The organism is Enterobacter sp. MGH119 (assembly GCF_001037675.1).
GTDB classification, from domain to species: Bacteria; Pseudomonadota; Gammaproteobacteria; order Enterobacterales; family Enterobacteriaceae; genus Enterobacter; species Enterobacter hormaechei_C.
This window is the reverse complement of record NZ_KQ089930.1, coordinates 140,092-166,541: the sequence shown is the minus strand read 5'-3', so window position 1 is coordinate 166,541 and position 26,450 is coordinate 140,092. Positions and strand designations below refer to the sequence as shown.

General features: G+C 57.7%; 25 protein-coding genes and 7 tRNA genes. 23 read left to right on the top strand and 9 right to left on the bottom strand.

Annotated elements, in window-relative coordinates; genetic code table 11:
- The first annotated feature begins 175 nt into the window (after positions 1–175).
- The 4 genes from SK53_RS12160 (at position 176) to SK53_RS12145 (ending at position 5,113) form a co-directional block, all read left to right on the top strand.
- On the top strand, positions 176–1,189 hold the full coding sequence (locus SK53_RS12160) for a LacI family DNA-binding transcriptional regulator (protein WP_022651738.1): 1,014 nt from the start codon (positions 176–178) through the stop codon (positions 1,187–1,189).
- 132 nt (positions 1,190–1,321) lie between these two features.
- Entirely contained in the window at positions 1,322–1,867 is a 546-nt protein-coding gene (hydN, locus tag SK53_RS12155) for an electron transport protein HydN (protein ID WP_017382793.1), read from the top strand.
- 5 nt (positions 1,868–1,872) lie between these two features.
- Entirely contained in the window at positions 1,873–4,089 is a 2,217-nt protein-coding gene (gene hypF, locus SK53_RS12150) for a carbamoyltransferase HypF (RefSeq protein ID WP_023323660.1), read from the top strand.
- A gap of 1 nt (position 4,090) precedes the next feature.
- A complete protein-coding gene (locus SK53_RS12145; RefSeq protein ID WP_023314717.1) occupies positions 4,091–5,113 on the top strand; it encodes a HoxN/HupN/NixA family nickel/cobalt transporter in 1,023 nt (340 codons plus the stop codon).
- Positions 5,114–5,239: 126 nt separating this feature from the next.
- Here SK53_RS12145 and norW read toward each other — a convergent pair whose 3' ends face one another.
- Positions 5,240–6,373 (bottom strand): NADH:flavorubredoxin reductase NorW, encoded by a 1,134-nt coding sequence (norW, locus tag SK53_RS12140; RefSeq protein WP_048209518.1) that lies wholly within the window; start codon positions 6,371–6,373, stop codon positions 5,240–5,242.
- Positions 6,370–7,818 (bottom strand): anaerobic nitric oxide reductase flavorubredoxin, encoded by a 1,449-nt coding sequence (norV, locus tag SK53_RS12135; protein WP_022651734.1) that lies wholly within the window; start codon positions 7,816–7,818, stop codon positions 6,370–6,372. Before norV ends, norW begins: the two co-directional genes overlap by 4 nt.
- Before the next feature lie 187 nt (positions 7,819–8,005).
- Between norV and norR the strand changes: the two genes are divergently transcribed.
- Positions 8,006–9,520: a nitric oxide reductase transcriptional regulator NorR gene (norR, locus tag SK53_RS12130; protein ID WP_048209517.1), complete on the top strand. Its 1,515-nt coding sequence runs from the start codon at positions 8,006–8,008 to the stop codon at positions 9,518–9,520.
- Here norR and gutQ read toward each other — a convergent pair.
- From gutQ to srlA, 7 genes are all read right to left on the bottom strand, one after another.
- Positions 9,517–10,482: an arabinose-5-phosphate isomerase GutQ gene (gene gutQ / locus SK53_RS12125; RefSeq protein WP_048209516.1), complete on the bottom strand. Its 966-nt coding sequence runs from the start codon at positions 10,480–10,482 to the stop codon at positions 9,517–9,519. The genes norR and gutQ overlap by 4 nt on opposite strands.
- A complete protein-coding gene (locus SK53_RS12120; RefSeq protein WP_047654160.1) occupies positions 10,475–11,248 on the bottom strand; it encodes a glucitol operon DNA-binding transcriptional repressor SrlR in 774 nt (257 codons plus the stop codon). The genes gutQ and SK53_RS12120 overlap by 8 nt, the downstream gene beginning before the upstream one ends.
- 63 nt (positions 11,249–11,311) lie before the next feature.
- The gene (gene gutM, locus SK53_RS12115; protein ID WP_048209515.1) at positions 11,312–11,671 is read right to left on the bottom strand and encodes a transcriptional regulator GutM; all 360 of its coding nucleotides are present in this window, start codon (positions 11,669–11,671) and stop codon (positions 11,312–11,314) included.
- A 67-nt stretch (positions 11,672–11,738) separates the two neighbouring features.
- Positions 11,739–12,518 (bottom strand): sorbitol-6-phosphate dehydrogenase, encoded by a 780-nt coding sequence (gene srlD / locus SK53_RS12110; protein ID WP_003862162.1) that lies wholly within the window; start codon positions 12,516–12,518, stop codon positions 11,739–11,741.
- 14 nt (positions 12,519–12,532) lie between these two features.
- Positions 12,533–12,895 carry a PTS glucitol/sorbitol transporter subunit IIA gene (gene srlB, locus SK53_RS12105; protein WP_022651730.1) on the bottom strand — a complete coding sequence of 121 codons (363 nt, stop codon included), beginning with the start codon at positions 12,893–12,895 and terminating at the stop codon, positions 12,533–12,535.
- A gap of 12 nt (positions 12,896–12,907) precedes the next feature.
- Positions 12,908–13,867, bottom strand: a complete 960-nt coding sequence (locus SK53_RS12100; protein ID WP_032610009.1) for a PTS glucitol/sorbitol transporter subunit IIB — start codon at positions 13,865–13,867, stop codon at positions 12,908–12,910.
- Positions 13,864–14,427 carry a PTS glucitol/sorbitol transporter subunit IIC gene (gene srlA, locus SK53_RS12095; RefSeq protein ID WP_003862164.1) on the bottom strand — a complete coding sequence of 188 codons (564 nt, stop codon included), beginning with the start codon at positions 14,425–14,427 and terminating at the stop codon, positions 13,864–13,866. The genes SK53_RS12100 and srlA overlap by 4 nt, the downstream gene beginning before the upstream one ends.
- Positions 14,428–14,678: 251 nt before the next feature.
- Here srlA and mltB point away from each other — a divergent pair, with 251 nt between their 5' ends.
- From mltB to SK53_RS12005, 18 genes are all read left to right on the top strand, one after another.
- Positions 14,679–15,779: a lytic murein transglycosylase B gene (mltB, locus tag SK53_RS12090; protein ID WP_057979986.1), complete on the top strand. Its 1,101-nt coding sequence runs from the start codon at positions 14,679–14,681 to the stop codon at positions 15,777–15,779.
- A gap of 266 nt (positions 15,780–16,045) precedes the next feature.
- A complete protein-coding gene (locus SK53_RS12085; protein ID WP_023323655.1) occupies positions 16,046–16,699 on the top strand; it encodes a metal ABC transporter ATP-binding protein in 654 nt (217 codons plus the stop codon).
- On the top strand, positions 16,696–17,556 hold the full coding sequence (locus SK53_RS12080; protein WP_023323654.1) for a metal ABC transporter permease: 861 nt from the start codon (positions 16,696–16,698) through the stop codon (positions 17,554–17,556). Before SK53_RS12085 ends, SK53_RS12080 begins: the two co-directional genes overlap by 4 nt.
- A gap of 14 nt (positions 17,557–17,570) precedes the next feature.
- The gene (locus tag SK53_RS12075; RefSeq protein ID WP_023314712.1) at positions 17,571–18,449 is read left to right on the top strand and encodes a metal ABC transporter substrate-binding protein; all 879 of its coding nucleotides are present in this window, start codon (positions 17,571–17,573) and stop codon (positions 18,447–18,449) included.
- A gap of 130 nt (positions 18,450–18,579) precedes the next feature.
- On the top strand, positions 18,580–19,077 hold the full coding sequence (gene pncC / locus SK53_RS12070; protein ID WP_003862172.1) for a nicotinamide-nucleotide amidase: 498 nt from the start codon (positions 18,580–18,582) through the stop codon (positions 19,075–19,077).
- Positions 19,078–19,166: 89 nt separating this feature from the next.
- Positions 19,167–20,225 carry a recombinase RecA gene (recA, locus tag SK53_RS12065; protein ID WP_015571667.1) on the top strand — a complete coding sequence of 353 codons (1,059 nt, stop codon included), beginning with the start codon at positions 19,167–19,169 and terminating at the stop codon, positions 20,223–20,225.
- A 68-nt stretch (positions 20,226–20,293) separates the two neighbouring features.
- A complete protein-coding gene (gene recX / locus SK53_RS12060) occupies positions 20,294–20,794 on the top strand; it encodes a recombination regulator RecX (protein WP_017382782.1) in 501 nt (166 codons plus the stop codon).
- 131 nt (positions 20,795–20,925) lie between these two features.
- Entirely contained in the window at positions 20,926–23,553 is a 2,628-nt protein-coding gene (gene alaS, locus SK53_RS12055) for an alanine--tRNA ligase (protein WP_022651724.1), read from the top strand.
- A 241-nt stretch (positions 23,554–23,794) separates the two neighbouring features.
- Positions 23,795–23,980, top strand: coding sequence for a carbon storage regulator CsrA (gene csrA / locus SK53_RS12050; RefSeq protein WP_000906486.1), 186 nt, complete (start codon positions 23,795–23,797; stop codon positions 23,978–23,980).
- Positions 23,981–24,322: 342 nt separating this feature from the next.
- Positions 24,323–24,415, top strand: a tRNA-Ser gene (locus tag SK53_RS12045).
- Positions 24,416–24,419: 4 nt separating this feature from the next.
- Positions 24,420–24,496: transfer RNA gene (locus SK53_RS12040), tRNA-Arg, on the top strand.
- A 64-nt stretch (positions 24,497–24,560) separates the two neighbouring features.
- Positions 24,561–24,637: transfer RNA gene (locus SK53_RS12035), tRNA-Arg, on the top strand.
- Positions 24,638–24,701: 64 nt separating this feature from the next.
- Positions 24,702–24,778, top strand: a tRNA-Arg gene (locus SK53_RS12030).
- A gap of 65 nt (positions 24,779–24,843) precedes the next feature.
- Positions 24,844–24,920 (top strand) — tRNA-Arg (locus SK53_RS12025).
- 64 nt (positions 24,921–24,984) lie between these two features.
- Positions 24,985–25,061: transfer RNA gene (locus SK53_RS12020), tRNA-Arg, on the top strand.
- 65 nt (positions 25,062–25,126) lie between these two features.
- Positions 25,127–25,203: transfer RNA gene (locus tag SK53_RS12015), tRNA-Arg, on the top strand.
- Positions 25,204–25,454: 251 nt separating this feature from the next.
- Positions 25,455–26,021, top strand: coding sequence for a fructose-1-phosphate/6-phosphogluconate phosphatase (gene yqaB / locus SK53_RS12010; protein ID WP_045335677.1), 567 nt, complete (start codon positions 25,455–25,457; stop codon positions 26,019–26,021).
- A complete protein-coding gene (locus tag SK53_RS12005; protein ID WP_017692791.1) occupies positions 26,018–26,446 on the top strand; it encodes a YqaA family protein in 429 nt (142 codons plus the stop codon). Before yqaB ends, SK53_RS12005 begins: the two co-directional genes overlap by 4 nt.
- Positions 26,447–26,450 lie beyond the last annotated feature (4 nt).

Below are 26,450 nucleotides of genomic sequence, written 5' to 3'. Positions count from 1 at the left end.
CCGGTTTCACATAATCATCATGAGTTTCTTTTAATGAAACAAGACCACTTTTTATGCATTTTTTCGTTTCGTGATGACGATCACTCGTGGCCGTAAAAAGCGTGATAACGTCGCTGCGACAATTTTTCTGCGGTGAAGTACACTGCGGCTCATCGGTTTTGAATGGAATAACACTATGACCACCATGCTGGAAGTGGCGAAGCGGGCAGGCGTGTCGAAAGCGACGGTCTCCCGGGTGCTGTCGGGGAACGGTTACGTCAGCCAGGAGACGAAAGACCGCGTGTTTCAGGCCATCGAAGAAAGCGGGTATCGCCCCAATCTGCTGGCGCGAAACCTGGCGACCAAACGCACCCAGACCCTGGGGCTGGTGGTGACGAACACCCTGTACCATGGGGTCTACTTTAGCGAGCTGCTGTTTAACGCCGCGCGGATGACGGAAGAGAAGGGGCGCCAGCTGATCCTGGCGGACGGCAAGCACAGCGCCGAAGAGGAGCGCGAGGCGATCCAGTACCTGCTCGACATGCGCTGCGACGCGGTGATCATCTACCCGCGTTTTCTGAGCGTGGAAGCGCTGGACGAGATCATTGAGAAATGCGAGCAGCCGATCATGGTGCTCAACCGCCGTTTGCGGAAAAACAGCAGCCACAGCGTCTGGTCCGATCATAAAGCGTCGTGTCAGGACGCGGTATCGCAGCTCATCGCGAAAGGCCACCGGGAGATTGCGTTTATCACCGGTTCGCTGGATTCACCCACCGGGGTGGAGCGTCTTTCCGGTTACAGGGACGCGCTGGCGCAGCACGGGATTGCAGTTCGTGACGCGCTGATCGCCGAAGGGAAGTGGAGCCCGGCCAGCGGCGCGGCGGCGGTCTCTCAGCTGCTCACCCGCGGCGAAGCGTTTACCGCGCTGGTGGCGAGTAACGACGATATGGCGATTGGCGCCATCAGGCAGTTGCACGAGAGCGGCGTCGCCACGCCGGGCGCGGTGTCCGTCATCGGCTTTGACGACGTGGCAATCGCGCCCTATATCGTGCCGTCCCTCTCCAGCGTGCGTATTCCGGTAACGGAGATGATCCAGGAGACCATCAGCCGCCTGATTTTCATGCTCGACGGCGGTGAGTTTAAGCTTCAGCAAACCTTCTCCGGCGAGCTTATCCTGCGCGACTCCGTTATTGACGGCCCGCATCGCTGACGTCGACATCTGTCATCGTCACTAATGACGATGACAGAACTACTTCTTTTTATTTCGCTTTAAAATCAAAGTATTAAATATTGGCACGGTTTATGAATAGCTTCGCGCATAACAGTTATGCCGGAGAAGCAGATGAACCGTTTTATTATGGCCGATGCCAGCAAATGCATTGGTTGCCGTACCTGTGAAGTGGCGTGCGTGGTGTCCCATCAGGCAGAGCAGGATTGCGCCTCTCTCACCCCTGATACCTTTCTGCCGCGCATCCACGTCATTAAAGGCGTGAATATTTCTACCGCCGCTATCTGTCGCCAGTGTGAAGACGCGCCGTGCGCCAACGTCTGTCCGAACGGGGCGATTAAGCGCGAGAAAGGCTTCGTGCATGTGATGCAGGAGCGCTGCATCGGGTGCAAAACCTGTGTGGTGGCGTGTCCGTATGGCGCGATGGAGGTGGTGGTTCGCCCGGTGGTTCGCAACAGCGGTATCGGGCTGAGCGTGCGCGCGGAGAAAGCCGAAGCCAATAAATGTGACCTCTGCTACCACCGCGACGCCGGTCCGGCGTGTATGGAAGCCTGTCCGACGCATGCGCTGGTCTGCGTCGATCGAGACAAGCTCGAACAGATGAGTGCCGAAAAACGTCGCCGCGCGGCGTTCGACACCTCGTCATCACTGCTGTTCTGAACCGTATGAGCAGCAACGGCGTTCAGCTGCGGGTGCGCGGCAAGGTGCAGGGCGTGGGGTTTCGGCCCTTCGTCTGGCAGCTGGCGCACCGGCTGAAGCTTGTGGGCGATGTCTGCAACGACGGAGAGGGTGTCCTGGTGCGTCTCGCGGGTAATGGGGGGGACTTTACCGCGAGGCTGCATCAGGACTGCCCACCGCTGGCGCGCATCGATCGCGTTGAAACGCAGCCGTACAGCTGGAATACGCTGCCGGACGAGTTTGTCATCCGCCACAGCGAGAGTGGGGCGATGGACACGCAAATCGTCCCGGATGCCGCCACCTGTCCCGCGTGCCTGGCGGAGATGCGCGATCCCCGCGAACGTCGCTACCGCTACCCGTTTATCAACTGCACCCACTGCGGGCCGCGGTTTACCATTATCCGCGCCATGCCCTATGATCGCCCGGCCACGTCAATGGCGCCATTCCCGCTCTGTGTGCCCTGTGAAACGGAGTACCGCAACCCGGCTGATCGGCGTTTTCACGCCCAGCCGGTTGCCTGCCCGGACTGCGGGCCGCAGCTGGAGTGGCGAGCCGGGGAGGCTGCTGCTGCCCGCGAATCGGCGTTAAGCGCGGCGGTGGCGATGCTGGAAGGCGGCGGGATTGTGGCGGTCAAAGGGCTGGGCGGTTTTCACCTGGTCTGCGACGCGCTTAACCCGCAGGCGGTTCGGAAATTACGGGCACGCAAGCAGCGCCCGACCAGGCCGCTGGCGGTGATGATCCCGCATGCGAACGATCTGCCGAAGGCCATCCAGACGCTGTTACGTTCACCCGCTGCGCCGATTATGCTGACGCCAAAAGCCTGCCTTCCAGCGTTTCCTGAGGAGATTGCGCCGGGGCTGAATACGGTCGGCGTGATGTTGCCTGCGAACCCGCTCCAGCATTTGCTGATGTTGGACTGTCAGCGTCCGCTGGTGATGACCTCCGGCAACCTAAGTGGCCATCCACCCGTCATAAACAACCAGCAGGCGCTGGAAGAACTCAGTGACATCGCTGACGGCTTCCTGCTGCACAACCGCGACATCCTGCAACGGATGGATGATTCAGTGATGGACCAGGAGGGCACGATGTTGCGTCGCGCACGCGGTTTTGTGCCGGATGCCATCACATTGCCCGCCGGATTCCGCGACATCCCGCCCATGTTATGCACCGGCGCGGAGATGAAAAATACCTTCTGCCTGGTACGTGGCAACCAGGCGGTGCTGAGCCAGCATTTTGGCGATCTGAGCGACGAGGGCGTAGAGGCGCAGTGGCGCAGCGCGCTCTCGACGATGCAGGAGATCTACGCTTTCCAGCCAGAGCGTGTGGTGTGCGATGCCCATCCGGGATACCACGCCCGACAGTGGGCCCGGACGCAGGCGCTGCCCGTTGAGACCGTGCTGCATCATCATGCGCATGCGGCAGCGTGTCTGGCGGAGAACGGCTGGCCGCTCGACGGCGGGGATGTTATTGCCCTGACGCTGGACGGGATCGGCATGGGCGAGAACGGCGCGCTGTGGGGCGGCGAGTGCCTGCGGGTGAACTATCGCGACTGCGAACGGCTGGGCGGTCTGCCAGCCGTTGCGCTGCCGGGGGGCGATCTGGCGGCAAAACAGCCGTGGCGCAATTTGCTCGCCCACTGTCTGGCGTTCGTACCTGACTGGCAGCAGTACCCGGAAACTGAGGTGGTACAGCGTCAAAACTGGCCGCTGCTGGCAACGGCGGTGTCGCGCGGTATCAATGCGCCGCGGGCCTCCTCCTGTGGTCGTCTGTTCGACGCCGTGGCCTGTGCGCTGGGCATTGAAACGCAACGCTATGAGGGCGAAGCCGCGTGCCGGCTGGAGGCGCTGGCCGAACGCTGTGCAGGGGTTGATCATCCGGTGACGCTCCAGACGGATAACCTTGCGCTGTTCTGGCAGCAGTGGCTGGCCTGGCGGGCGGAGCCCGGCGAGCGCGCCTGGGCCTTTCACGATGCGCTGGCAAAAGGGCTGAGCGAACTGGCGGCAACGCATGCCCGCCGACGGTCGCTCTCTACGGTGTGCTTCAGCGGCGGCGTCCTTCACAACCGCCTGCTGCGCGCGCGCCTTTGTCATTACCTTTCTGATTTCACGCTTCTTTTTCCTTCGCGCCTGCCCGCAGGTGACGGAGCGATCTCCTTCGGGCAGGCGGTGGTTGCTGCCGCCCGATCATGTTTACAAAGGACTTAAAATGTTACGACTGTTACGCAATGAACCTCGTGCAGCGTGCCTGCTGCTGGCTCTCGGGATGGCTAACCTGCTGGCCTGGGGGCTGGCGTGGCACACCTTTAGCGACAGTACGGCGCTGATGGCGGCCAGCCTGCTGGCCTGGTGTTACGGACTGCGTCATGCGGTGGATGCCGACCATATCGCCGCGATTGATACCGTGACGCGTAAGATGATGCAGCAGGGCAAGCGCCCGTCCGGCGTGGGCGCATGGTTTTCTCTCGGACACTCCACCATCGTGGTGCTGGCCTCCATTGCTATCGCCGCTACCGCCACGGCGTTTCAGAAAAACATGGCATGGTTCCACGAAACCGGCAGCCTGATTGGCACCGCCGTCTCCGCCACCTTCCTGCTGGCGATGGCGCTGGTGAATATGGTGATCCTGCGCGGCGTCTGGCGCAGTTTTCAGGCACTGAAACACGGCAGGCCGGCGCAGGGCGACATCACGCTGCCTGCACAGGGTGGCGTCATGAACTGGCTGTTCGGCAAAACCTTCCGCCTCGTCAATAAAAGCTGGCAGATGTACCTGGTCGGTTTCCTGTTTGGCCTCGGCTTTGACACGGCCACCGAAATCGGCGTGCTGGGGATCTCCGCCGCCAGCGCCTCCAGCGGGATGTCGGTGTGGTCGATCATGATCTTCCCGGCGCTCTTCGCCAGCGGCATGGCGCTGGTGGATACGCTCGATAACCTGCTGATGGTGGGTGCCTACGGCTGGGCGTTTAACAAGCCGCAGCGCAAGCTGTACTACAACATGACCATCACCGGCACTTCGGTGGTGGTGGCGCTGTTTATCGGCGGCCTGGAAGCGCTGGGTCTGCTGATGGACAAGTTCTCCCTCAGCGGCGGCGTGTGGGATCTGATTGGCGCGGTGAACGATAACCTGGGCGATGCCGGATTTGTGGTGGTCGGGCTGTTTGTCGCCTGCTGGCTGATCTCGATGGCGAACTACCGCTGGCGCGGTTATGACGCGCTGGTGGTGCGCTCCTGACGCTGAAAGGGTAGCCATAAAAAAAGCCCCGGGACATCGGGGCGGTGGACAATAAAATCCAAAGGTTAAGTAAGCGTGGCAGTACTGTAGGCCGGGTAAGCGGAGCGCCGCCCGGCATGACGAGGGTTAAGCAGGTAACGATTTCAGCAGCGCGAAGGCCTCCTTCATTCTGTCTTCGCTGACCACAAAGGCGCGCATCTGACCGGCAGTATCGGTGCCGCGCGCCACCATGCCCTGAGGCGAAAGGGCAATCTGCCAGTCCAGATCCTGACGCTGCGTTTCACCTGCGAGATGCAGCGGTAGTTCCGGCGTTTTTACCTTCACCAGCATGGCGGGTAATTTCACCGGGGCGTTGCCGCCGAGCAGGTTTTTCGCCAGGAACATGGCGCTTAACTGAATCGGTTGCAGGAACGGCAGCACCTGGCCGTTAATTTCCGCGCAGCCGCCCAGGGCATAAATATCCGGCTGGGTGGTTTGCAGGTAGCTGTCCACCTTCACGCCGCGATTGATCTCTGCGCCCGCGCGGTGCGCCAGCGCGGTTTCCGGGCGCAACCCCGTCGCCGCAATTACCACATCCACTTCCACGCTGCGGTTGCGGTCGAGCGTCGCACAAATGCCGGTTTCGGTTTTGCTCATGCTCTGCAACTGCGATTTCAGCAGCAGATGCACGCCCATGTCGGTCAGACGATGCTGTAAGCGACTGCTTACTTCTGCTGGCATCAGCGCTGACAGAATGCTGGCCGCGTGGTCAACCAGGGTGACGGATTTTCCCGCCCGGCAGAAGTCCATCGCCAGCTCGGTGCCAATCAGCCCGCCGCCGACAATCATCACCCGCGTGGCGTCGCGTAACAGGGTCTCGCTGGCCTGATACTCCTGCTGGCTGTTGAGCGTGACCATTAGTTCGCGGCCCTCAACCGGCGGCACAAACGCCGATGCCCCCGTCGCCAGCACCAGCTTGTCGTAGTGCCAGGTTTTATCTTTCGCGTTCACCACGTGGGCGTCGGCGTCGATATCGGTCACCCAGGTGTACGGAAACAGACGCAGGTTAAACTGTTCTGCAAACTCCCCCGCCGTCTGGCGGGTGAGATCGTCGGCGCGCTGATTCTGGCTAATGACGTGGCTTAAATCAGGCTTGTTGTACTCATCCATGCTGTCGGCGGCGATTACCGTCAACGGCACGTTAGCATCCTGTTTGCGGATATTTTTCACCAGCTGGCGGGCGGCAAAGCCCGAGCCGATAATGACGATGCCGTGGCTCATTTTGCCTCCGTTGCCAGTTCATCAAAGACGTCTTTCCCGAGGGAACATTCCGGGCAGAGGAAGTTGTCCGGCACCTCGCTCCATGGCGTACCCGGCGCGACATCCTGCAACGGCTCGCCCAGCTCAGGATCGTAAATCCACTGGCAGACGCTGCACTGCATGCAAGGGCCGAGGTCGGCAGCGGCAGGAGCGGCTTCTGCTACGGCTTCCGGCGCAACAGCCGCGGCGGGTGCGGTTTCCGGCAGTGGCGCAAGCGCCCACTGGCGGGCAATGTCGCGACCGTGCTGGCGACAGATTTCCAGCGCGTCGAGATCCGGACGCCATTTCGCCTTCAGGCTCAGGGACATCTCAAAACCGGCATCCTGTAAACGGGTGGAGAGACGGTCTACCGCGCCGCCGCTCCAGCCGTGTGAACCAAAGGCGCTGGCGCGTTTGTTACGGAAGCGCAGGCCGGTCATCTCTTCCACCAGTCCGGCAATTTTCGGCATCATCACGTTATTCATGGTGGAGGTACCCACCAGCACGCCTTTGGAGCGGAAGACGTTGGTCAATACCTCATTCTTATCGCTGCGCGCCACGTTGAAGATTTTCACCGCCACGTTCGGGTCAACTTCGTTGATGCCCTGGGCAATGGCGTCCGCCATCATGCGGGTGTTGTTGGACATGGTGTCGTAGAAGATCGTAATGCGGTCTTCCTGATAGTCCGCCGCCCACTTCAGGTACAGTTCGACAATCTGGGTTGGATTTTCACGCCATACCACGCCGTGGGAGGTGGCAATCATATCCACCGGCAGGTTGAAGCCGAGGATCTCGGTGATTTTTGGCGTGACCAGACGGCTGAACGGGGTCAGGATGTTGGCGTAGTAGCGTTGGCACTGTTCGAACAGCTCGGTCTGATCCACTTCGTCGTTGAACAGACGTTCGTCGCAGTAGTGCTGGCCGAAGGCGTCGTTACTGAACAGCACCGCGTCACCGGTCATGTAGGTCATCATGCTGTCCGGCCAGTGCAGCATTGGGGTTTCCACGAAGATCAGCTGTTTGCCGTTGCCGATATCCAGCGTGTCGCCGGTTTTCACAGTGTGGAAGTTCCACTCCGGATGGTGGTGGTGGCCGTTGATGGAGTCAATGGCGTTAGTGGTGCAGTAGATCGGGGTATCCGGAATGTGGGACATCAGCTCGGTCAGCGCCCCGGCATGATCCTCTTCCGCGTGGTTGATGATAATGTAGTCGATCTCATTCAGATCGATTTCGCTGCGCAGGTTCTGCACGAACTCGCGGCTGAATTTGTGATCGACGGTATCGATCAGGACGTTTTTACCTTCACGAATGAGATAGCTGTTGTAGCTGCTGCCGCGCAGCGTTTTGTATTCCGTCCCGTGAAAATCACGTACTTCCCAGTCACGTTGACCCACCCAATGAATGTTATTTTTAACCAGAATAGACATAGCAACCTCAACTTAATACGGCGTTCTCAAATAAGATGACTGTCATATATCAAGTTGCGTGCCAACTTTTTAAATTATTGAAAATAATGGATTTATATTTTGATGCTCCCAAATAGGTAGTCATTTTGACTATCTTAAAAATTGTCAATATGACACCATGTATTGTCAAAATGACAGTGAGGCAGAGATGAGCTTTTCCGTAGATGTGCTGGCGAAGATCGCCATAGAACTGCAAACCGGTATTGGTCATCAGGACCGCTTTCAGCGGCTGATCTCCACGTTGCGTCACGTGCTGGATTGCGATGCCTCGGCGCTGCTGCGTTACGAAGGGCGGCAGTTTATTCCGCTGGCTATCGACGGTCTGGCGAAGGACGTACTCGGGCGGCGCTTTACCCTGGAGGGCCACCCGCGTCTGGAAACCATCGCCCGTGCGGGTGACGTGGTGCGTTTCCCGGCGGACAGCGATCTGCCCGACCCTTACGACGGCCTGATCCCCGGGCAGGAGAGCCTGAAGGTGCACGCCTGTATCGGCCTGCCGCTGTTTGCCGGGCAGAACCTGATTGGTGCGTTAACCCTCGACGGCATGTCGCCGGATCAGTTCGATACCTTCAGCGACGAAGAGCTACGGCTGATTGCTGCGCTGGCGGCCGGGGCGCTGAACAACGCCCTGCTGATAGAACAGCTGGAGAGCCAGAATATTCTTCCGGGTAGCCCGACGGCGTTTGAGCAGGTGGCACACACCGAAATGATCGGCCTTTCGCCAGGCATGGCGCAGCTCAAAAAAGAGATTGAGATTGTCGCCGCGTCTGATTTGAACGTGCTGATCTTCGGAGAGACCGGCACCGGTAAAGAGCTGGTGGCGAAAGCGATCCACGAAGCCTCGCCCCGTGCGGTGAATCCGCTGGTCTATCTCAACTGCGCGGCGCTGCCGGAAAGCGTGGCGGAAAGTGAGCTGTTCGGACACGTCAAAGGGGCCTTTACCGGGGCGATCAGCAACCGCAGCGGCAAGTTCGAAATGGCCGATAACGGCACGCTGTTCCTCGATGAAATTGGCGAACTCTCCCTTTCGCTCCAGGCCAAACTGCTGCGGGTGTTGCAGTATGGCGATATTCAACGCGTGGGAGACGATCGCAGCTTACGCGTGGATGTGCGCGTGCTGGCGGCGACGAACCGCGATCTGCGCGAAGAGGTGCTGGCGGGGAATTTCCGCGCCGATCTGTTCCACCGTCTGAGCGTGTTCCCGCTCACGGTGCCGCCGCTGCGCGAGCGGGGCGACGACGTGGTGCTGCTGGCGGGCTTTTTCTGCGAACAGTGTCGGCTCAAAATGGGGCTTTCCCGCGTGGTGCTAAGCCCCGGTGCGAGGACGCACCTGCTGAGCTACGGCTGGCCGGGTAACGTGCGTGAACTGGAACATGCGATTCACCGCGCGGTGGTGCTGGCGCGGGCTACGCGTTCGGGGGATGAAGTGGTTATTCATGCGCGCCATTTCGCGCTGCAGGAGGAAACGACGCCGTCCGTGAAGCCGGTGATACCTGAGAGCGTGAACGAAAACCTGCGCGAGGCGACGGATGCGTTCCAGCGTCAGATGATCGCCCGCGCGCTGGAGCAGAATAACCGCAGCTGGGCGGCGTGCGCGCGGGCGCTGGAGATGGACGTCGCCAACCTCCACAGGCTGGCGAAACGTCTGGGGCTGAAGGGTTAAATAATCCCCGCCTGGTAGAAGTCTTGCAGGTTGATCGCGCCGCACAGCCTGCCGTGCTCGTCCACCACCGGCGCGGCGGTGATTTTGCGCTTCATCAGCACCTCTTTGGCTTCAATGGCGCGGCTGTCGGCATTCAGCGTCAGTCCGCCCTGGGTCATTGCTTCGGATACCCGCGCCTCCAGCTTGCCGCCGCCCACCAGCCAGCGGCGCAGGTCGCCGTCGGTGAAGACGCCCTTCACCTGGCGGTCATTGTCGCATACCGCAACCAGCCCCAGCCCGGTGCGGCTCAGCTCCAGCATGGCGTCCATCACGCTGGTGTCGAGTTTGACCTGAGGAATGGCATCGTCGGTGCGCATCAGGTGGTGAACCTTGTTGAGCAGACGTGCCCCAAGCGCGCCCGCAGGATGGGAGCGGGCGAAATCTTCCTCATTAAAACCGCGCGCCTGCATCACCGCCATTGCCAGCGCGTCGCCCATCATCAGGGTGTTGACGGTGCTGGAGGTCGGTGCCAGGTGCATCGGACAGGCTTCGCGCTCAACGGAAATATCCAGCGTTGCTTTCGCGGCCAGCGCCAGCGGCGATCGGGATTTGCCGGTCATCGCTAACAGGGCCACCGATTTTTCTTGCAGGCGAGGGATGATGAGATCCAGCTCTTTGGCTGAACCGGAGTAGGAGATAAACAGCATCACGTCGCGGCTTTCGATCATCCCCAGATCGCCGTGCAGCGCTTCGGCAGGATGCACAAAGAACGCCGGGGTGCCGGTGCTGGCAAGCGTCGCGGCAATCTTCTTGCCGATATGACCGGATTTACCGATACCCGCCACGATCACTTTACCCTCGCAGTGGATAATGGCGTTGGCTGCACGAACAAAATCCTCACCCAGACGCTCCGGCAGGCGGCTGGCTTCCTGTAGCTCCAGCAGCAGGGTCTGACGGCCTGCGTTTAACAGAAAATCACTCATTTTTCTCTCCGGTTACGATCACGTCGATGCCCTTCGCTTCCAGCGCTTTTTTAAACGCCGGGTCGATACCCGCGTCGGTAATCAGCTTGTCGACGCTTTCAAGGCTACAGACAATGTTGGGGCTTTTGCGGCCAAACTTCGACGAGTCTGCCATCAAAATCACTTCCCGCGCGGCGTTGCACATGGCTTTACTGACGCTGAACACCTCGTTAAACGTCGTGACGCCCGCGTTCAGGTCGATGCCGTCGGTACCTATAAACAGTTTATCGAAGCTGAAGTGGTCGAAGGCGTTCTCCGCCAGCTGCCCGTGAAACGACGCCGATTTTTTACGGAAGGTGCCACCGGGCATCAGGATGGTCTGCTCGCTGTCGAACTCTGACAGGGCATTGACGATGTGCAGGCTGTTGGTCATCACGGTGATGTTATTAAAGCGGCTGAGCAGCGGGATCATCTGTAGGACAGTACTGCCTGCGTCGAGGATAATGGAATCGCCGTCATGGATAAATTTGACGGCGGCTTCGGCAATCAGCGCTTTCTGGTGAGTATTGATCAGCGTTTTGTGGTCGATAGGCGGGTCGGCTTCGTCTTTATTGAGCACCACGCCGCCGTAGGTACGAATGACGGCGCCGGAGTTTTCGAGCAACACCAGGTCCTTGCGTATTGTCGTGCCGGTGGTGTCAAAGTAGTGGGCCAGATCCTCTACCGAGCACTTTCCCTGCTTTTGCAGATGCTCAAGTATGGCCGCCTGCCGCTGACGTGGTTTCATAGGCGCTTCGTTCCTTACGTTGCGAAATGATAATTCCGCAAGTTTATAACTTTCACAACGAAATTATCCATGTTTCAGATTAAGCGCTAATGATAGTGCATTCTGACAGAGTGAATCATGGGGGAAGATCACATCAGGTTGTAATTCATGCAGCGAAATGCCGTTGATCGCCTGAATTTTGGTCGGACGGGCAAACATCGTTACGCCGCGCATGATGAGGGAATCGCTCACCCGGTTGTGTTCATCCAGCGCAACGGCAACCACCACGCGCGGCTTAAAGCGCCCCCCGGAACGCCCGACGCCGACGCGTCCCTTCTGACACAACGCATCAAAGGCGCGGTTAAACTGGTAGATCTGCCAGCCGCCAAACGCCATCTGGCAGATCCAGGCGAGGGCGGCGACGGTGATGAGTGCGGTTACCATATCGGCTCCTTGTTATATTCCCTCTCCCGGTGGGAGAGGGGGAGGGTGAGGGCATCACCCTGCTCGATCAGAACATCACCTGCCCACCGGTGACGTTAATCGACTGTCCGGTGCAGTACGAGGCTTTCGGGCTGGCGTAAAACAGCAGCATGTTCAGCACGTCCTGATAGTCGCACCCGCGCTTGAGCGGCACTTTGTCGATGTAGTACTGCTCCACTTCTTCAGCTTTGATGCCAAGTTTGGCGGCGTACTGTGGCAGCAGGGACTGGAACATCGGGGATTTCAGCAGGTTACCCAGCATCAGCGCGTGAACGGTAATGCCGTATTCGGCCAGATCCAGCGCCAGAGACTGTGTCAGCCCGACGCCGCCAAACTTCGCCGCGCTGTAGCCGGAGTTGTGCTTGCTGCCCACTTTCCCCGATTTTGAGTTGATCTGAATGATGCGACCCTGAATACCGTCGCGGATCATCAGACGGGAAAATTCGCGGGCGCAGAGGAAATAGCCCACCAGATTCACCTGCAACGAGCGGTCAAAATCCCCCAGCTCGAAATCGCTGATAAACGCCGCTTTCGCGATCCCCGCGCTGTAGACCAGCAGGTCGATACGCCCAAATATCTCGTCCACGCCGCGGGCCAGCGCCATCACGCTCTGCTCGCTGGTGGCGTCGGCACCAAATCCGTACGCCATCCCTTCGCCAAACTCGGTGTTGATGGCGTCCGCTACGCGGGCGGCTTTCTCACTCTGAATATCCACGACCGCCACGCGGTAGCCCTCTGCGGCAAGCCCATGGCAGAGGAACTCGCCTAAGGTTTGTCCCCCACCAATGACAACGGCAACCTGACTCATGTGTCTCTCCTTTATTACGAAATAAATTTTAACGTGCAGCCTGGGGTGACAGCCTGCGGAACCGGGCCCACTACGTGAACCGTACCGGGATACTCCGCCTGCGGCTGGCCGTCGAAACGTAGGGTGATATGCCCCAGCTCGCGCAGGTTTTGCTCGGCGACGTCGCCGACGGCGGTCACGGCATAGCGCGCCTCGCCCAGCTGTAGCTGGCTCCCTGCCTTTAGCTCGCCGTTCAGCTCGCCGTGGCAGTGGATAAAGCAAAACTCTTCGATATCTGCCGGGGCGCCTTCGCGGAAGGTGATCAGCATCTGGTCGCTCAGCGCATCCGCCGCGCTCTGGCCGATGCGGGTAATGGTTGTCTGGTAAATCACAGTCATGGCAGGCACCTCTTATTGATAAATAAAGCCGGAAACAAACCAGGCAATCAGCACCGTCGGCGCGCCCGTCAGGAAGCGGCTGACCAGCACGGACGGCACGCCCACGCGCACGGTCTCCTGGCGTGCTTCCGCCAGCGACAGCCCCACGGGGATAAAGTCGCACGCTGCCTGGGCGTTAATGGCAAACAGGGCGGGCAGGGCGAGGTGCGGAGGAATATTCCCCAGACCAATCTGCACGCCAATCAGCACGCCGATAACCTGAGCAATCACCGCGCCCGGGCCGAGAAACGGCGACAGCAGCGGGAAGGAGCAGATCAGCGCCAGCGTCACCAGGCCGAGCGGGTGGCTGGCAAGCGGGGCGAGGCCGTGGGCAATCCAGTCGCCCAGGCCTGAGGCCATGATGATGCCGATCAGCGCCGAGACGAATGCCATAAACGGCAGAATGGTCTTCAGCACCGTGTCGATGGTGTCGCGCCCGGACTGGAACAGCACCGCCACGGCGGACCCCATCCCCATCCCGACCTTCGCCAGCAGGCCATCGCTCTGCTCGGTGATTTTTTTGCTGGTGTCGTACTCGCGCGGGGCCGCTTTTTGCGGCGCAGATGTGCCATTCACCAGCGTGATGTTGTCTTCCTTCACGCCTGACACATAAATATCTTCAACGATGTACTGCGCCAGCGGGCCGGATTTCCCGGTGGAGTGAATATTTACCGTCGGAATGCGGCGCTTCGGATAGATGCCGCAGCGCAGCGTGCCGCCGCAGTCGATCACCGCCACGCCGATTTCCGCTTCCGGCGGTTCGCCTTCCTTGAAGCCGTCGACCGCTTCCCAGCCGGTCAGCTCGCGCAACTTGTCGACGATCGCCGGGCGCGTGCCCGCGGTGATGTACACAATCTTTTTGCCTTCGGTGGCGTCGAACTCCAGCGGGCCGCCCCAGCCGCCCGTGCCTTTCTCAATGCGGATCCGGTTCATGCTGTGGCTCCTGAAAGATGGACTTTCTGTTCAAGCTGGATGCCCATTTTTTTCTCGAAAATGGCGGTGGTGAGGTCAGTCACCCAGCCGCGGAAGAAGTTGGTCACCAGACCGACCAGCAGGTAGCTCACCGCCAGCGGGCCGAGCGGCAGGCCAAGCGTGGTCAGGCCGCTGGCGATCCCGAGATAGACAAACAGTTCGCCGGGGTTGATGTGCGGGAACAGGCCGTTCATGGAATGGCAGCTGTAGGAGGCGGCGGCGTAATAGCTCGGCTTGTACTTCTCTGGCATAAAGCGGCCGAGGCTTAAGGTCATCGGGTTGCAGAACACGAAGGTGCCGATAAAGGGCAGTATCAGGTAGCGGGACAGCGGGTTTCCGGCGCAGCGCTGGGCGAAGCGCTCGATGCGCTGCTGGCCGATAAAGTTAATCAGCGCGTTCATGATCACCAGCAGGCTGATCAGCAGGGGCAGGATCCCGGTCACCATGCCAGTAAACACTTCTCCGCCTTTCTGAAACAGCCCGATGAACCACTCGGCGCCATGGGTGATGGTTTCTATCATTCTTCTCTCCTGTAGGGCGTTTGTTTTTGTCTATCTGCGGCTAATAATAATCACTTTGAAAGGTTTTAAAGTGTTAATTAGATCTCACAATGAAAGAAAAATGTATTATTTTGAAAGTTTATTGGTGAGGTGAATAATTTTTGGTGGAAAAAGGCACGGATTTGCGTTGGGGAGGTGCGTACCGCTTCCTTGAGGAGTTGGGGATGCTTTACCATACTGGGTTCTTACCGAACTCGTTAAATGGATGCCACATGTTCAAGCGTCGTTATGCAGCGCTGTTGCCTGCGCTTATTCTCCTGTCCGCCTGTAGTAGCAAACCCAAGACCGAAGCCGTTCAGCCAACGGCGGGCGCGCCTTCCGGAGGATTCCTGCTGGAGCCGCAGCACAATATGATGCAGATGGGCGGCGACTTCGCGAATAACCCTGCGGCCGAACAGTTCATCGATAAAATGGTGAGCAAGCACGGTTTTGATCGCCAGCAGCTTCATGCCATTTTGTCTCAGGCGAAGCGTCTGGACTACGTGCTGCGCCTGATGGACAGGCAGGCGCCGACGGCCCAGGTGCCGACCGGGCCAAACGGGGCGTGGCTGCGTTATCGCAAACAGTTTATTACCCCGGACAACGTGCAAAATGGCGTGGTGTTCTGGAATCAGTATGAAGACGCCCTGAACCGCGCGTGGCAGGTCTATGGCGTGCCGCCGGAGATCATCGTCGGTATTATTGGGGTTGAGACCCGCTGGGGACGCATTATGGGTAAAACCCGCATCCTCGATGCGCTGGCGACGCTCTCCTTCAACTACCCGCGTCGCGCGGAGTATTTCTCTTCCGAGCTGGAAACCTTCCTGCTGATGGCGCGAGACGAACAGGACGATCCGTTAGATCTGAAAGGGTCGTTCGCCGGTGCGATGGGCTACGGCCAGTTTATGCCGTCCTCCTATAAGCAGTACGCGGTAGATTTTAACGGGGATGGTCACATCAACCTGTGGGATCCCGAAGACGCTATTGGCAGCGTGGCCAACTACTTCAAAGCGCATGGCTGGACGCCGGGCGGCCAGGTGGCGGTACAGGCGAACGGCGAAGCGTTTGGTCTGGAAAACGGATTTAAAACCAAATACAGCGTGGCGCAGCTGGCTGCGGCAGGCTTAACGCCGTCTCAGCCGCTGGGCAATGTTGACCAGGTGAGCCTGCTGCGCCTGGATGTCGGAACCGGTTATCAGTACTGGTTCGGGCTGCCGAACTTCTACACCATTACCCGCTACAACCACAGCACGCACTATGCGATGGCGGTGTGGCAGCTGGGGCTGGCGGTGTCTCAGGCGCGTGTGCCAGCAGCGTCACCGTTTAGCCAGTAAGTCCCCTTATGCCTCCCTCTCCCTGTGGGAGAGGGCTGGGGTGAGGGCACCCGCCCGCACCTGTTTCCCGCAGAAACATTTCGCCACACTCCCATTTTACTCCCGCCGTTTACATCTCAATCGCCTTTCATTATTGTTATGTTATAACATTATTGAATTGAGATATCCATGTCCCTGTTTTCTCTCTCATCCTCGCTTCGGCTGCTGCTGGCGCTGGTGCTCATTCTGTTTCTCGGCCTGGCCGTGCGCTGGGCGGTGGCGTTGCCATGATCGTGATGAACGACCTGGTGGCGGGTTACGATCGCCAGCCCGTTACGCGCGCGCTGTCCGGCGTGATTGAACGCGGGAGCATGACCGCCATCGTCGGGGCCAACGGCTGCGGCAAATCCACGCTGCTGAAAACGCTCGCTGGCTTTATTCCGCCCGTCAGCGGTACGTTTCGCTGGCAGGGGAGACGTCCGGTGGTGGGCTGGCTGGCGCAGCGTCACGCGCTGGAGGCGCAATTTCCTCTGACCGTGCAGGACGTGGTGAGCATGGGCTGCTGGCCAGCAATCTCTCTGTTTGCCGGTTTTCGTCGGGATGCCCGCATGCGCATTGCCGGCGCGCTGGAGCGCGTGGGGCTGGAGTCCATGGCGTTCTCCACTATTGATGAACTTTCCGGCGGGCAATTCCAGCGCATGCTGTTTGCCCGCGTTTTAGTGCAGCAGGCACCGCTGGTGATGCTGGACGAACCCTTCACTGGCGTCGATGAAGCGACCTGCAACGTGCTGATGGATCTGATGCTGGAGATGTATATGCAGGGGCAGACTCTGCTGGCGGTACTGCACGACAGCGAACGCGTCTCGCGCCACTTCCCACAAACGTTGCGGCTGGACGCTGATACGCCGCACTGGAAAACCGAGCGGGTGAGGGTGGCATGATCTGGCATCTCTTCTTCCAGCCGTTTATTGAGTACGGCTTTATGCGGCGCGCGCTGGTGGTTTGCCTGGCGCTCTCCGTCAGCACCACTGCGCTGGGTGTATTCCTTCAGCTGCGTCGGATGAGCCTGATGGGGGACGCCCTTTCTCACGCCATTTTGCCGGGTGTCGCGGTGGGCTATCTGCTCAGCGGAATGTCGCTGCTGGCAATGACTGTCGGCGGGTTTATTGCCGGTATCGCCGTTGCGCTGGTGGCCGGGCTGGTCAGCCGCCGTACACCTCTTAAAGAAGATGCCAGCTTCGCGGGGTTTTACCTGGGTTCCCTGGCGCTGGGCGTCACGCTGGTGTCGCTGCGCGGTTCAAATGTCGATCTGCTTCATCTTCTGTTTGGCTCCATTCTCGCCGTGGATAGCGTGTCAGCCCTGTTCGTGACGGGGGTCTGCATGTTCACGCTCCTCACGCTGGCGATTTTTTATCGTGGGCTGGTCAGTGAAGCGTTCGATACTGCGTGGTTGCAGGTGAACGCGCGCTGGCTGCCCGGGATGTTACACGGTCTGTTTCTGGCGCTGCTGGTGCTCAACCTGGTGGCCGGTTTTCAGGTACTCGGCACATTGATGGCCGTCGGGCTGATGATGTTACCCGCCGTGGCGGCACGCTGCTGGGTGCGCACACTGCCAGGGTTACTTTTGATGGCGGGTATCAGCGGTATTTTTTGCGCGTGGCTGGGCTTAAGTCTTTCCTGGGCAGTGAGTCTGCCCGCCGGGCCCTCCATTGTGCTGACCGCCAGCGCATTGTTCTTTATTTCAGTTTTATTTGGCACGCGCAGCAGGCTGGCGGATAGCCTGCGGGCGCTTTTTTAACGCAAGGGGAAACGATGAAACGTACAGGGTTAGCCGTGGCGCTCGCGCTCGGCATGATGACGCACGGCGTAATGGCGAAAACGCTTAATGTGGTGACCAGCTTTTCCATCCTGGGAGACATCACGCAGCAGGTTGGCGGCGATCGTGTGAAGGTGACGACGCTGGTGGGGCCAGACGGTGATCCCCATACTTTCGAACCCTCGCCCAAAGACAGCGCGGCGCTGAGTAAAGCTGACGTGGTGGTGGTCAATGGGCTGGGGCTGGAGGGTTGGCTCGACCGTCTGGTGAAAGCCTCCGGATTCAAAGGCCAGCTGGTAGTTGCTTCAGACGGCGTGAAAACGCACACGCTGGAAGAGGACGGTAAAACCGTGACCGATCCGCACGCGTGGAACAGCGCGGCGAACGGCGCGCTGTATGCGCAAAATATTCTCTCAGGGCTGGTGAAGGCCGATCCTGAAGATACGGCGGCGCTTGAAGCTACCGGTAAACCCTATATTGCGCAGCTCTCTCAGCTGGACGGTTGGGCTAAAAAGCGTTTCAGCGACATTCCACAGGCGAAGCGCAAAGTGCTGACCAGCCACGACGCCTTCGGCTATTTCAGCCGCGCCTACGGCGTGATGTTTATGGCGCCGCAGGGGCTGTCGTCTGAGAGTGAAGCCAGCGCGGCGCAGGTAGCGGAGATCATCAACCAGATTAAAGCTGACGGCGTGAAAACCTGGTTCATGGAAAACCAGCTTGACCCGCGCCTGGTGAAGCAGATTGCGACCGCCACGGGCGCCCAGCCGGGCGGTGAACTTTACCCGGAAGCGCTGTCCGCGAAGGGCGGCGTGGCGGACACCTACGTCAAGGCGTTTCGCCACAATGTGGACACCCTCGCTAACAGCATGAAATAAGCGTCTCTCTGGCCGGTGCGCCCGCATCGGCTTTTTTCTGAAGCCCCCTCGTAAAACCCGACGCGCATCCCCATATTTGATGAGAAAGTGCTATCTTGTGCTGCATGTTTTTCTAAGGCCTGGAGCGAGAATGACTGACCATGAATTGATGCAGCTAAGCGAAGTGGTGGGGCTGGCGCTGAAACAGCGCGGCGCGACTCTCACGACCGCAGAATCCTGCACCGGCGGCTGGGTGGCGAAAGCAATTACCGATATTGCTGGCAGTTCCGCCTGGTTTGAACGCGGCTTTGTGACCTACAGTAACGAGGCTAAAGCGCAGATGATTGGCGTGCGTGAAGCCACGCTTGAGCAGCATGGCGCGGTCAGCGAACCGGTGGTGATCGAGATGGCGATTGGCGCGCTGAAAGAGGCGCGCGCAGATTACGCTATCTCCATCAGCGGTATCGCGGGGCCGGACGGCGGCAGCGACGTGAAGCCTGTCGGCACCGTCTGGTTTGGCTTTGCCACCTCAAAAGGTGAAGGGATCACCCGCCGGGAATGCTTCAGCGGCGATCGCGAAAGCGTGCGTCGTCAGGCAACGGAATACGCGTTAAAAACGCTCTGGCAACAATTTCTACAAAACACTTGATACTGTATGACTATACAGTATAATTGCCTCAACAGAACAGAAGTCCATGGTGAAGCGCAGTTGCTTCTCCCGGCATGACAGGAGTAATAATGGCTATCGACGAAAACAAACAGAAAGCGTTGGCGGCAGCACTGGGCCAGATCGAAAAGCAATTCGGTAAAGGCTCCATCATGCGCCTGGGTGAAGACCGTTCCATGGATGTGGAAACTATCTCCACTGGTTCGCTTTCTCTTGATATCGCACTGGGCGCTGGCGGTTTGCCGATGGGCCGTATCGTAGAAATCTACGGTCCGGAATCCTCGGGTAAAACCACCCTGACGTTGCAGGTTGTTGCGGCGGCACAGCGCGAAGGTAAAACCTGTGCGTTTATCGATGCCGAGCACGCGCTGGACCCGGTCTATGCCCGTAAACTGGGCGTTGATATCGACAACCTGCTGTGCTCCCAGCCGGACACCGGCGAGCAGGCACTGGAAATTTGTGACGCGCTGGCGCGCTCAGGTGCGGTTGATGTGATCATCGTCGACTCCGTTGCGGCGCTGACGCCAAAAGCGGAAATTGAAGGTGAAATCGGTGACTCTCACATGGGCCTCGCGGCACGTATGATGAGCCAGGCGATGCGTAAGCTGGCGGGTAACCTGAAGCAGTCCAATACGCTGCTGATCTTCATCAACCAGATCCGTATGAAAATTGGTGTAATGTTCGGTAACCCGGAAACTACCACCGGCGGTAACGCTCTGAAATTCTACGCTTCTGTCCGTCTGGATATCCGCCGTATCGGCGCGGTGAAAGAGGGGGATAACGTAGTCGGTAGCGAAACCCGCGTGAAGGTTGTGAAGAACAAAATCGCAGCACCGTTCAAACAGGCTGAGTTCCAGATCCTCTACGGCGAAGGTATCAACTTCCTCGGCGAGCTGGTTGACCTGGGCGTGAAAGAGAAGCTGATTGAAAAAGCGGGCGCATGGTACAGCTACAACGGTGACAAGATTGGTCAGGGTAAAGCTAATGCTATCTCCTGGCTGAAAGAGAACCCGGCGGCGGCGAAAGAGATTGAGAAGAAGGTGCGTGAACTCCTGCTGAACAACCAGGACTCTAAACCTGATTTCGTGGTCGACGGCGCGGATGCTGAAGAAACCAACGAAGACTTTTAATCCTCTCGGATAAAAATGAAGGGCTGCTGATGCGGCCCTTTTTGCATTTCTGAATCGACAGGTTTTTTATGAGTGAACCGACATCACGCCGACCAGCCTACTCACGCTTGCTGGATCGGGCCGTGCGTATTCTTGCCGTGCGTGACCATAGCGAACAGGAGCTGCGGCGGAAACTGTCAGCGCCCGTCATGAGCAAAAACGGTCCGGAAGACATTGATGCCACCGCGGAAGATTATGACCGCGTGGTTGCCTGGTGCTACGAGCATCACTATCTGGATGACGGCCGTTTTGCCGCTCGCTTTCTTGCCAGCCGTGGTCGTAAAGGCTATGGGCCAGCGCGTATCCGCCAGGAGCTGAACCAGAAAGGCGTTGCCCGTGAATCGATTGAAAAAGCCATGCGCGAAAGTGAAATTGACTGGTGCGAACTGGCGCGTGAGCAGGCGGTACGAAAGTACGGTGAGCCGCTGCCGCGTGAATTTTCAGAAAAAGTTAAAATCCAGCGCTTTTTGCTCTACCGCGGCTTCCTGATGGAAGATATTCAGGATATCTGGCGTAATTTTACCGATTGAACGCATGCGGGATTTTACTTCCCACTAAAGAAAACTTATCTTATTCCCACTTTTTCCAGTAGCTGGTCCGTCCAACTGTTTACAGATACAGATCTGCTGCGACATTTCGTTAGCTTGATTTCAGGATAATTATGAGCAAGAGCACCGCTGAGATCCGTCAGGCGTTTCTCGATTTTTTCCATAGTAAGGGACACCAGGTTGTTGCCAGCAGCTCCCTGGTACCGAACAATGACCCGACTCTGCTGTTTACCAACGCCGGGATGAACCAGTTCAAGGATGTGTTCCTTGGTCTCGACAAGCGTAATTATTCCCGCGCCACAACCTCACAGCGTTGCGTGCGTGCGGGCGGTAAACACAACGATCTGGAAAACGTCGGTTACACCGCGCGCCACCACACCTTCTTCGAAATGCTGGGTAACTTCAGCTTCGGCGACTACTTCAAACACGACGCCATTCAATACGCGTGGGAACTGCTGACCGGTGAAAACTGGTTCAATCTGCCGAAAGAGCGTCTGTGGGTGACCGTGTATGAGACCGATGACGAAGCGTTCGACATCTGGGAAAAAGAAGTGGGTATCCCTCGCGAACGTATCATCCGTATCGGTGACAACAAAGGCGCGCCTTACGCGTCTGATAACTTCTGGCAGATGGGCGACACCGGCCCTTGCGGTCCGTGCACCGAGATCTTCTACGATCATGGCGACCACATCTGGGGCGGCCCTCCGGGAAGCGCGGAAGAAGATGGCGATCGCTATATTGAGATCTGGAACATCGTCTTCATGCAGTTCAACCGTCAGGCCGACGGCACCATGGAGCCGCTGCCAAAACCGTCCGTAGATACCGGTATGGGCCTTGAGCGTATCGCGGCCGTTCTGCAACACGTTAACTCCAACTATGAGATTGACCTGTTCAGCACCCTGATCAAAGCCGTTGCTGAGGTAACGGGCGCAACCGATCTGAGCAACAAATCACTGCGCGTTATCGCAGACCATATTCGTTCCTGTGCGTTCCTGATTGCTGACGGCGTTATCCCGTCAAATGAAAACCGTGGCTATGTGCTGCGTCGTATCATTCGTCGTGCGATCCGCCATGGCAACATGCTGGGCGCGAAGGACACCTTCTTCTATAAACTCGTTGGGCCACTGATTGGCGTGATGGGCTCTGCCGGCGACGAGCTGAAACGCCAGCAGGCGCAGGTTGAACAGGTTCTGAAAACCGAAGAAGAGCAGTTTGCCCGTACGCTGGAGCGCGGTCTGGCGCTGCTGGACGACGAGCTGGCGAAACTCAAGGGCGACACGCTGGATGGCGAAACCGCTTTCCGCCTGTACGACACCTACGGCTTCCCGGTTGACCTGACGGCGGACGTTTGCCGCGAGCGCAACATCAAAGTTGACGAAGCAGGCTTTGAAGCCGCAATGGAAGAGCAGCGTCGTCGTGCGCGTGAATCCAGCGGTTTTGGCGCAGACTACAACGCGATGATCCGCGTTGATAGCGCGTCTGAATTTAAAGGCTACGAAGAGCTGGCCCTGACCAGCAACGTAACCGCGCTGTTTGTTGACGGTAAAGCCGTAGACAGCATTAGCGCGGGTCAGGACGCGGTTGTTATCCTGGATAAAACGCCGTTCTATGCGGAATCGGGCGGTCAGGTTGGCGATAAAGGCGAACTGAAAGGCAATGGCTTCAGCTTCAGCGTAAGCGATACCCAGAAATACGGTCAGGCGATTGGTCACCAGGGCAAACTGGTTTCCGGTTCTCTGAAAGTGGGCGAGGGCGTTCAGGCCAACGTTGACGAAGCTCGCCGCGCGCGCATTCGTCTGAACCACTCGGCAACCCACCTGATGCACGCAGCCCTGCGCGAAGTGCTGGGTACGCACGTTGCACAGAAAGGTTCTCTGGTTAATGACAAAGTGCTGCGTTTCGACTTCTCACATTTTGAAGCGATGAAGCCATCTGAAATTCGTGCGGTGGAAGACCTGGTGAATGCCCAGATCCGCCGTAACCTGCCAATCGAAACCCACATCATGGATCTCGAGGCAGCGAAGAAGAAAGGTGCGATGGCGCTGTTTGGCGAGAAATATGACGACCGCGTTCGCGTGCTGAGCATGGGCGACTTCTCTACCGAACTGTGTGGCGGTACTCACGCATCCCGCACCGGTGACATCGGCTTGTTCCGCATCGTTTCCGAGTCGGGGACGGCGGCAGGCGTGCGTCGTATTGAGGCGGTGACCGGGGAAGGCGCAATTGCCAGCCTGCATGCGCAGAGCGACCAGCTACACGAGATCGCGCAGCTGCTGAAAGGCGATAGCCAGAACCTGGGCGAAAAAGTGCGTGTCGCGCTGGATCGTACCCGTCAGCTGGAAAAAGAACTCCAGCAGCTGAAAGAACAGGCTGCGGCGCAGGAGAGCGCAAACCTCTCCAGCAAAGCGGTAGACATTAAGGGCGTCAAACTGCTGGTCAGCGATCTGGCGGGCGTTGAGCCTAAGATGCTGCGTACCATGGTCGACGATCTGAAGAACCAGCTTGGTTCGACGGTTATCGTGCTGGCAACGGTCGCAGAGGGTAAGGTTTCTCTGATTGCGGGCGTCTCTAAGGATGTGACGGATCGTGTCAAAGCAGGGGAACTGATTGGCATGGTCGCCCAGCAGGTGGGTGGCAAAGGTGGCGGTCGTCCGGACATGGCGCAAGCCGGTGGTACGGATGCGGCGGCACTTCCCGCGGCATTAGCCAGCGTTGAAAGCTGGGTAAGCGCGAAACTGTAATAACTACAAAGCACAAGCAGACGCCATAGCGGTAACGTTATGGCGTCTTGCTCACTGCGCTATCGATAACGATAAAGTCAGGTTGAGTTTGTGTATATCGGCTAAACTTACGTTTAACAGAATGTGATGCCGTGACTGCTTACACTTTACGTGTTTGTCATCGCTTACTTTTTGGCGTTATATGATGGATAATGCCGGGATACAAGAGACCCGACTCTTTTAATCTTTCAAGGAGCAAAGAATGCTGATTCTGACTCGTCGAGTTGGTGAGACCCTCATGATTGGGGATGAGGTCACCGTGACAGTTTTAGGGGTAAAGGGTAACCAGGTACGTATTGGTGTTAACGCTCCTAAAGAAGTATCTGTCCACCGTGAAGAGATCTACCAGCGTATCCAGGCTGAAAAATCCCAGCAGTCCAGTTACTGATATTGTCGCGTCTCGCTGTCGGGCGAGACGCAACCCTCCTGTTATTTTTCCTGCATAAAGTTACCGTTCTATTTCAAACGCTTCGTTTTTGACCACTCTCATAACCTTATCTCATCCAAATGACGCGCTTCTCTCAACAGAATTCTGTGAAGATGTCTGCAAAATCCGCTTATAAAACACTCTCTTTGCGGCTTTTACATGCGAATTGCGTGCGAATTGTGCAAACGAAAAAAGCATGTGGAAAATTGTTTGACTTATAAGTCCCAGAAAGTAATATATGCGCCACGCAGCGACGAGAAGCTCTTAACGAGTTGCTCGAAGCACTCGAAAGAGGCGTTGTGTGGTGAGGTGGCCGAGAGGCTGAAGGCGCTCCCCTGCTAAGGGAGTATGCGGTCAAAAGCTGCATCCGGGGTTCGAATCCCCGCCTCACCGCCATTTTGCATCCGTAGCTCAGCTGGATAGAGTACTCGGCTACGAACCGAGCGGTCGGAGGTTCGAATCCTCCCGGATGCACCATCTATTACTTCATATTGCTTTCGAAGTGATATGAATATCGAGCAGTACAGTAGTAAATCCCGATGCATCCGTAGCTCAGCTGGATAGAGTACTCGGCTACGAACCGAGCGGTCGGAGGTTCGAATCCTCCCGGATGCACCATTTTTTACTTCATATTGCTTTTGAAGTGATATGAGTATCGAGAAGTACAGCAGTAAATCCCGATGCATCCGTAGCTCAGCTGGATAGAGTACTCGGCTACGAACCGAGCGGTCGGAGGTTCGAATCCTCCCGGATGCACCATATTTTACTTTGTGTTGCTTTTGAAGCGATACCGAGTATCAGCAGTAACAGTAGTAAATCCCGATGCATCCGTAGCTCAGCTGGATAGAGTACTCGGCTACGAACCGAGCGGTCGGAGGTTCGAATCCTCCCGGATGCACCATTTTTTACTTCATATTGCTTTTGAAGTGATATGAGTATCGAGAAGTACAGCAGTAAATCCCGATGCATCCGTAGCTCAGCTGGATAGAGTACTCGGCTACGAACCGAGCGGTCGGAGGTTCGAATCCTCCCGGATGCACCATATTTTACTTTGTGTTGCTTTTGAAGCGATACCGAGTATCAGCAGTAACAGTAGTAAATCCCGATGCATCCGTAGCTCAGCTGGATAGAGTACTCGGCTACGAACCGAGCGGTCGGAGGTTCGAATCCTCCCGGATGCACCATATTCTTCTGGATAACAGCGATGCTGTTGTTTTAAGGTATGCGAGTTAATCGCAAGCACCAGGGAGGATAACGTTGCTTTAGCAACGGCCCGCAGGGCGAGGCGTAAGCCGAGTAATCCTCCCGGATGCACCATCTTCTCCCCCCTTTGTTTATTCCTTCGACGTTCCGTCAGCAATCACGCTCTCTGTCAGCGACAAAAATCCCCTTTTACGATAAAGTAATGCTTTGTTAATCGTTTAGCGAGAGCACGATGTACGCACAGTATGACGGTTTGATCTTCGACATGGACGGCACCCTCCTGGATACCGAACCCACGCATCGTCAGGCCTGGACCGAAGTCCTGGGCCGTTACGGTATGCGTTTCGATTTACAGGCGATGATTGCCCTCAACGGATCGCCCACCTGGCGTATCGCACAGGCCGTGATTGAGCTGAATCAGGCCGATCTCGACCCTCATCAGCTCGCGCGTGAAAAAACCGACGCGGTAAAAGCCATGCTGTTAGACACCGTGCAGCCTTTACCACTCATTGACGTCGTCAAGGAGTGGCACGGCCGTCGTCCTATGTCTGTCGGTACGGGCAGCGAGAGCGCGATTGCTGAAGCGCTACTCAATCACCTTGGCCTGCGCCACTATTTTTCTGCCGTCGTTGCCGCCGATCATGTTAAACATCATAAACCCGCACCGGATACCTTCCTGCTCTGTGCAGAATTAATGGGTGTTCCACCTGCAAAATGCGTGGTGTTTGAAGATGCTGATTTTGGTATTCAGGCCGCGCGTGATGCCGGAATGGCGGCGGTGGACGTTCGCTTACTGTGAGTGACGCGCTGTCACTCGCTTCATTATTCGCCAGCAGTTTTTTAAGCTCCACCCTCTTACCGGGGAATTCGGAAGTGGTGCTGGTGGCGATGCTGTTGTCCGGCGTAAGTCAGCCCTGGTTGCTGGTCTTAATAGCAACAATGGGTAATAGCCTTGGAGGGCTGACTAACGTTATTCTTGGACGTTTCTTTCCGCTACGCGAAAAATCTCGCTGGCAGGAAAAGGCAGTGGGCTGGCTAAAACGCTATGGCGCTGCCACGCTGTTATTAAGCTGGATGCCTGTAATAGGCGATTTACTGTGTCTGCTGGCGGGATGGATGCGCATCTCCTGGGGACCGGTGCTCTTTTTTTTGTGCCTTGGCAAGGCGTTACGCTATGTTTTACTGGCATGGGTAACACTACAGGGTATGACGTGGTGGCACTAATTGG

Excerpts from the sequence above, each read along its gene's own strand:
- SK53_RS12160 (WP_022651738.1), top strand. The coding sequence starts at position 176 with ATGACCACCATGCTGGAAGTGGCGAAGCGGGCAGGCGTGTCGAAAGCG.
- hydN (WP_017382793.1), top strand. The coding sequence starts at position 1,322 with ATGAACCGTTTTATTATGGCCGATGCCAGCAAATGCATTGGTTGCCGT.
- hypF (WP_023323660.1), top strand. The coding sequence starts at position 1,873 with ATGAGCAGCAACGGCGTTCAGCTGCGGGTGCGCGGCAAGGTGCAGGGC.
- SK53_RS12145 (WP_023314717.1), top strand. The coding sequence starts at position 4,091 with ATGTTACGACTGTTACGCAATGAACCTCGTGCAGCGTGCCTGCTGCTG.
- norW (WP_048209518.1), bottom strand. The coding sequence starts at position 6,373 with ATGAGCCACGGCATCGTCATTATCGGCTCGGGCTTTGCCGCCCGCCAG.
- norV (WP_022651734.1), bottom strand. The coding sequence starts at position 7,818 with ATGTCTATTCTGGTTAAAAATAACATTCATTGGGTGGGTCAACGTGAC.
- norR (WP_048209517.1), top strand. The coding sequence starts at position 8,006 with ATGAGCTTTTCCGTAGATGTGCTGGCGAAGATCGCCATAGAACTGCAA.
- gutQ (WP_048209516.1), bottom strand. The coding sequence starts at position 10,482 with ATGAGTGATTTTCTGTTAAACGCAGGCCGTCAGACCCTGCTGCTGGAG.
- SK53_RS12120 (WP_047654160.1), bottom strand. The coding sequence starts at position 11,248 with ATGAAACCACGTCAGCGGCAGGCGGCCATACTTGAGCATCTGCAAAAG.
- gutM (WP_048209515.1), bottom strand. The coding sequence starts at position 11,671 with ATGGTAACCGCACTCATCACCGTCGCCGCCCTCGCCTGGATCTGCCAG.
- srlD (WP_003862162.1), bottom strand. The coding sequence starts at position 12,518 with ATGAGTCAGGTTGCCGTTGTCATTGGTGGGGGACAAACCTTAGGCGAG.
- srlB (WP_022651730.1), bottom strand. The coding sequence starts at position 12,895 with ATGACTGTGATTTACCAGACAACCATTACCCGCATCGGCCAGAGCGCG.
- SK53_RS12100 (WP_032610009.1), bottom strand. The coding sequence starts at position 13,867 with ATGAACCGGATCCGCATTGAGAAAGGCACGGGCGGCTGGGGCGGCCCG.
- srlA (WP_003862164.1), bottom strand. The coding sequence starts at position 14,427 with ATGATAGAAACCATCACCCATGGCGCCGAGTGGTTCATCGGGCTGTTT.
- mltB (WP_057979986.1), top strand. The coding sequence starts at position 14,679 with ATGTTCAAGCGTCGTTATGCAGCGCTGTTGCCTGCGCTTATTCTCCTG.
- SK53_RS12085 (WP_023323655.1), top strand. The coding sequence starts at position 16,046 with ATGATCGTGATGAACGACCTGGTGGCGGGTTACGATCGCCAGCCCGTT.
- SK53_RS12080 (WP_023323654.1), top strand. The coding sequence starts at position 16,696 with ATGATCTGGCATCTCTTCTTCCAGCCGTTTATTGAGTACGGCTTTATG.
- SK53_RS12075 (WP_023314712.1), top strand. The coding sequence starts at position 17,571 with ATGAAACGTACAGGGTTAGCCGTGGCGCTCGCGCTCGGCATGATGACG.
- pncC (WP_003862172.1), top strand. The coding sequence starts at position 18,580 with ATGACTGACCATGAATTGATGCAGCTAAGCGAAGTGGTGGGGCTGGCG.
- recA (WP_015571667.1), top strand. The coding sequence starts at position 19,167 with ATGGCTATCGACGAAAACAAACAGAAAGCGTTGGCGGCAGCACTGGGC.
- recX (WP_017382782.1), top strand. The coding sequence starts at position 20,294 with ATGAGTGAACCGACATCACGCCGACCAGCCTACTCACGCTTGCTGGAT.
- alaS (WP_022651724.1), top strand. The coding sequence starts at position 20,926 with ATGAGCAAGAGCACCGCTGAGATCCGTCAGGCGTTTCTCGATTTTTTC.
- csrA (WP_000906486.1), top strand. The coding sequence starts at position 23,795 with ATGCTGATTCTGACTCGTCGAGTTGGTGAGACCCTCATGATTGGGGAT.
- yqaB (WP_045335677.1), top strand. The coding sequence starts at position 25,455 with ATGTACGCACAGTATGACGGTTTGATCTTCGACATGGACGGCACCCTC.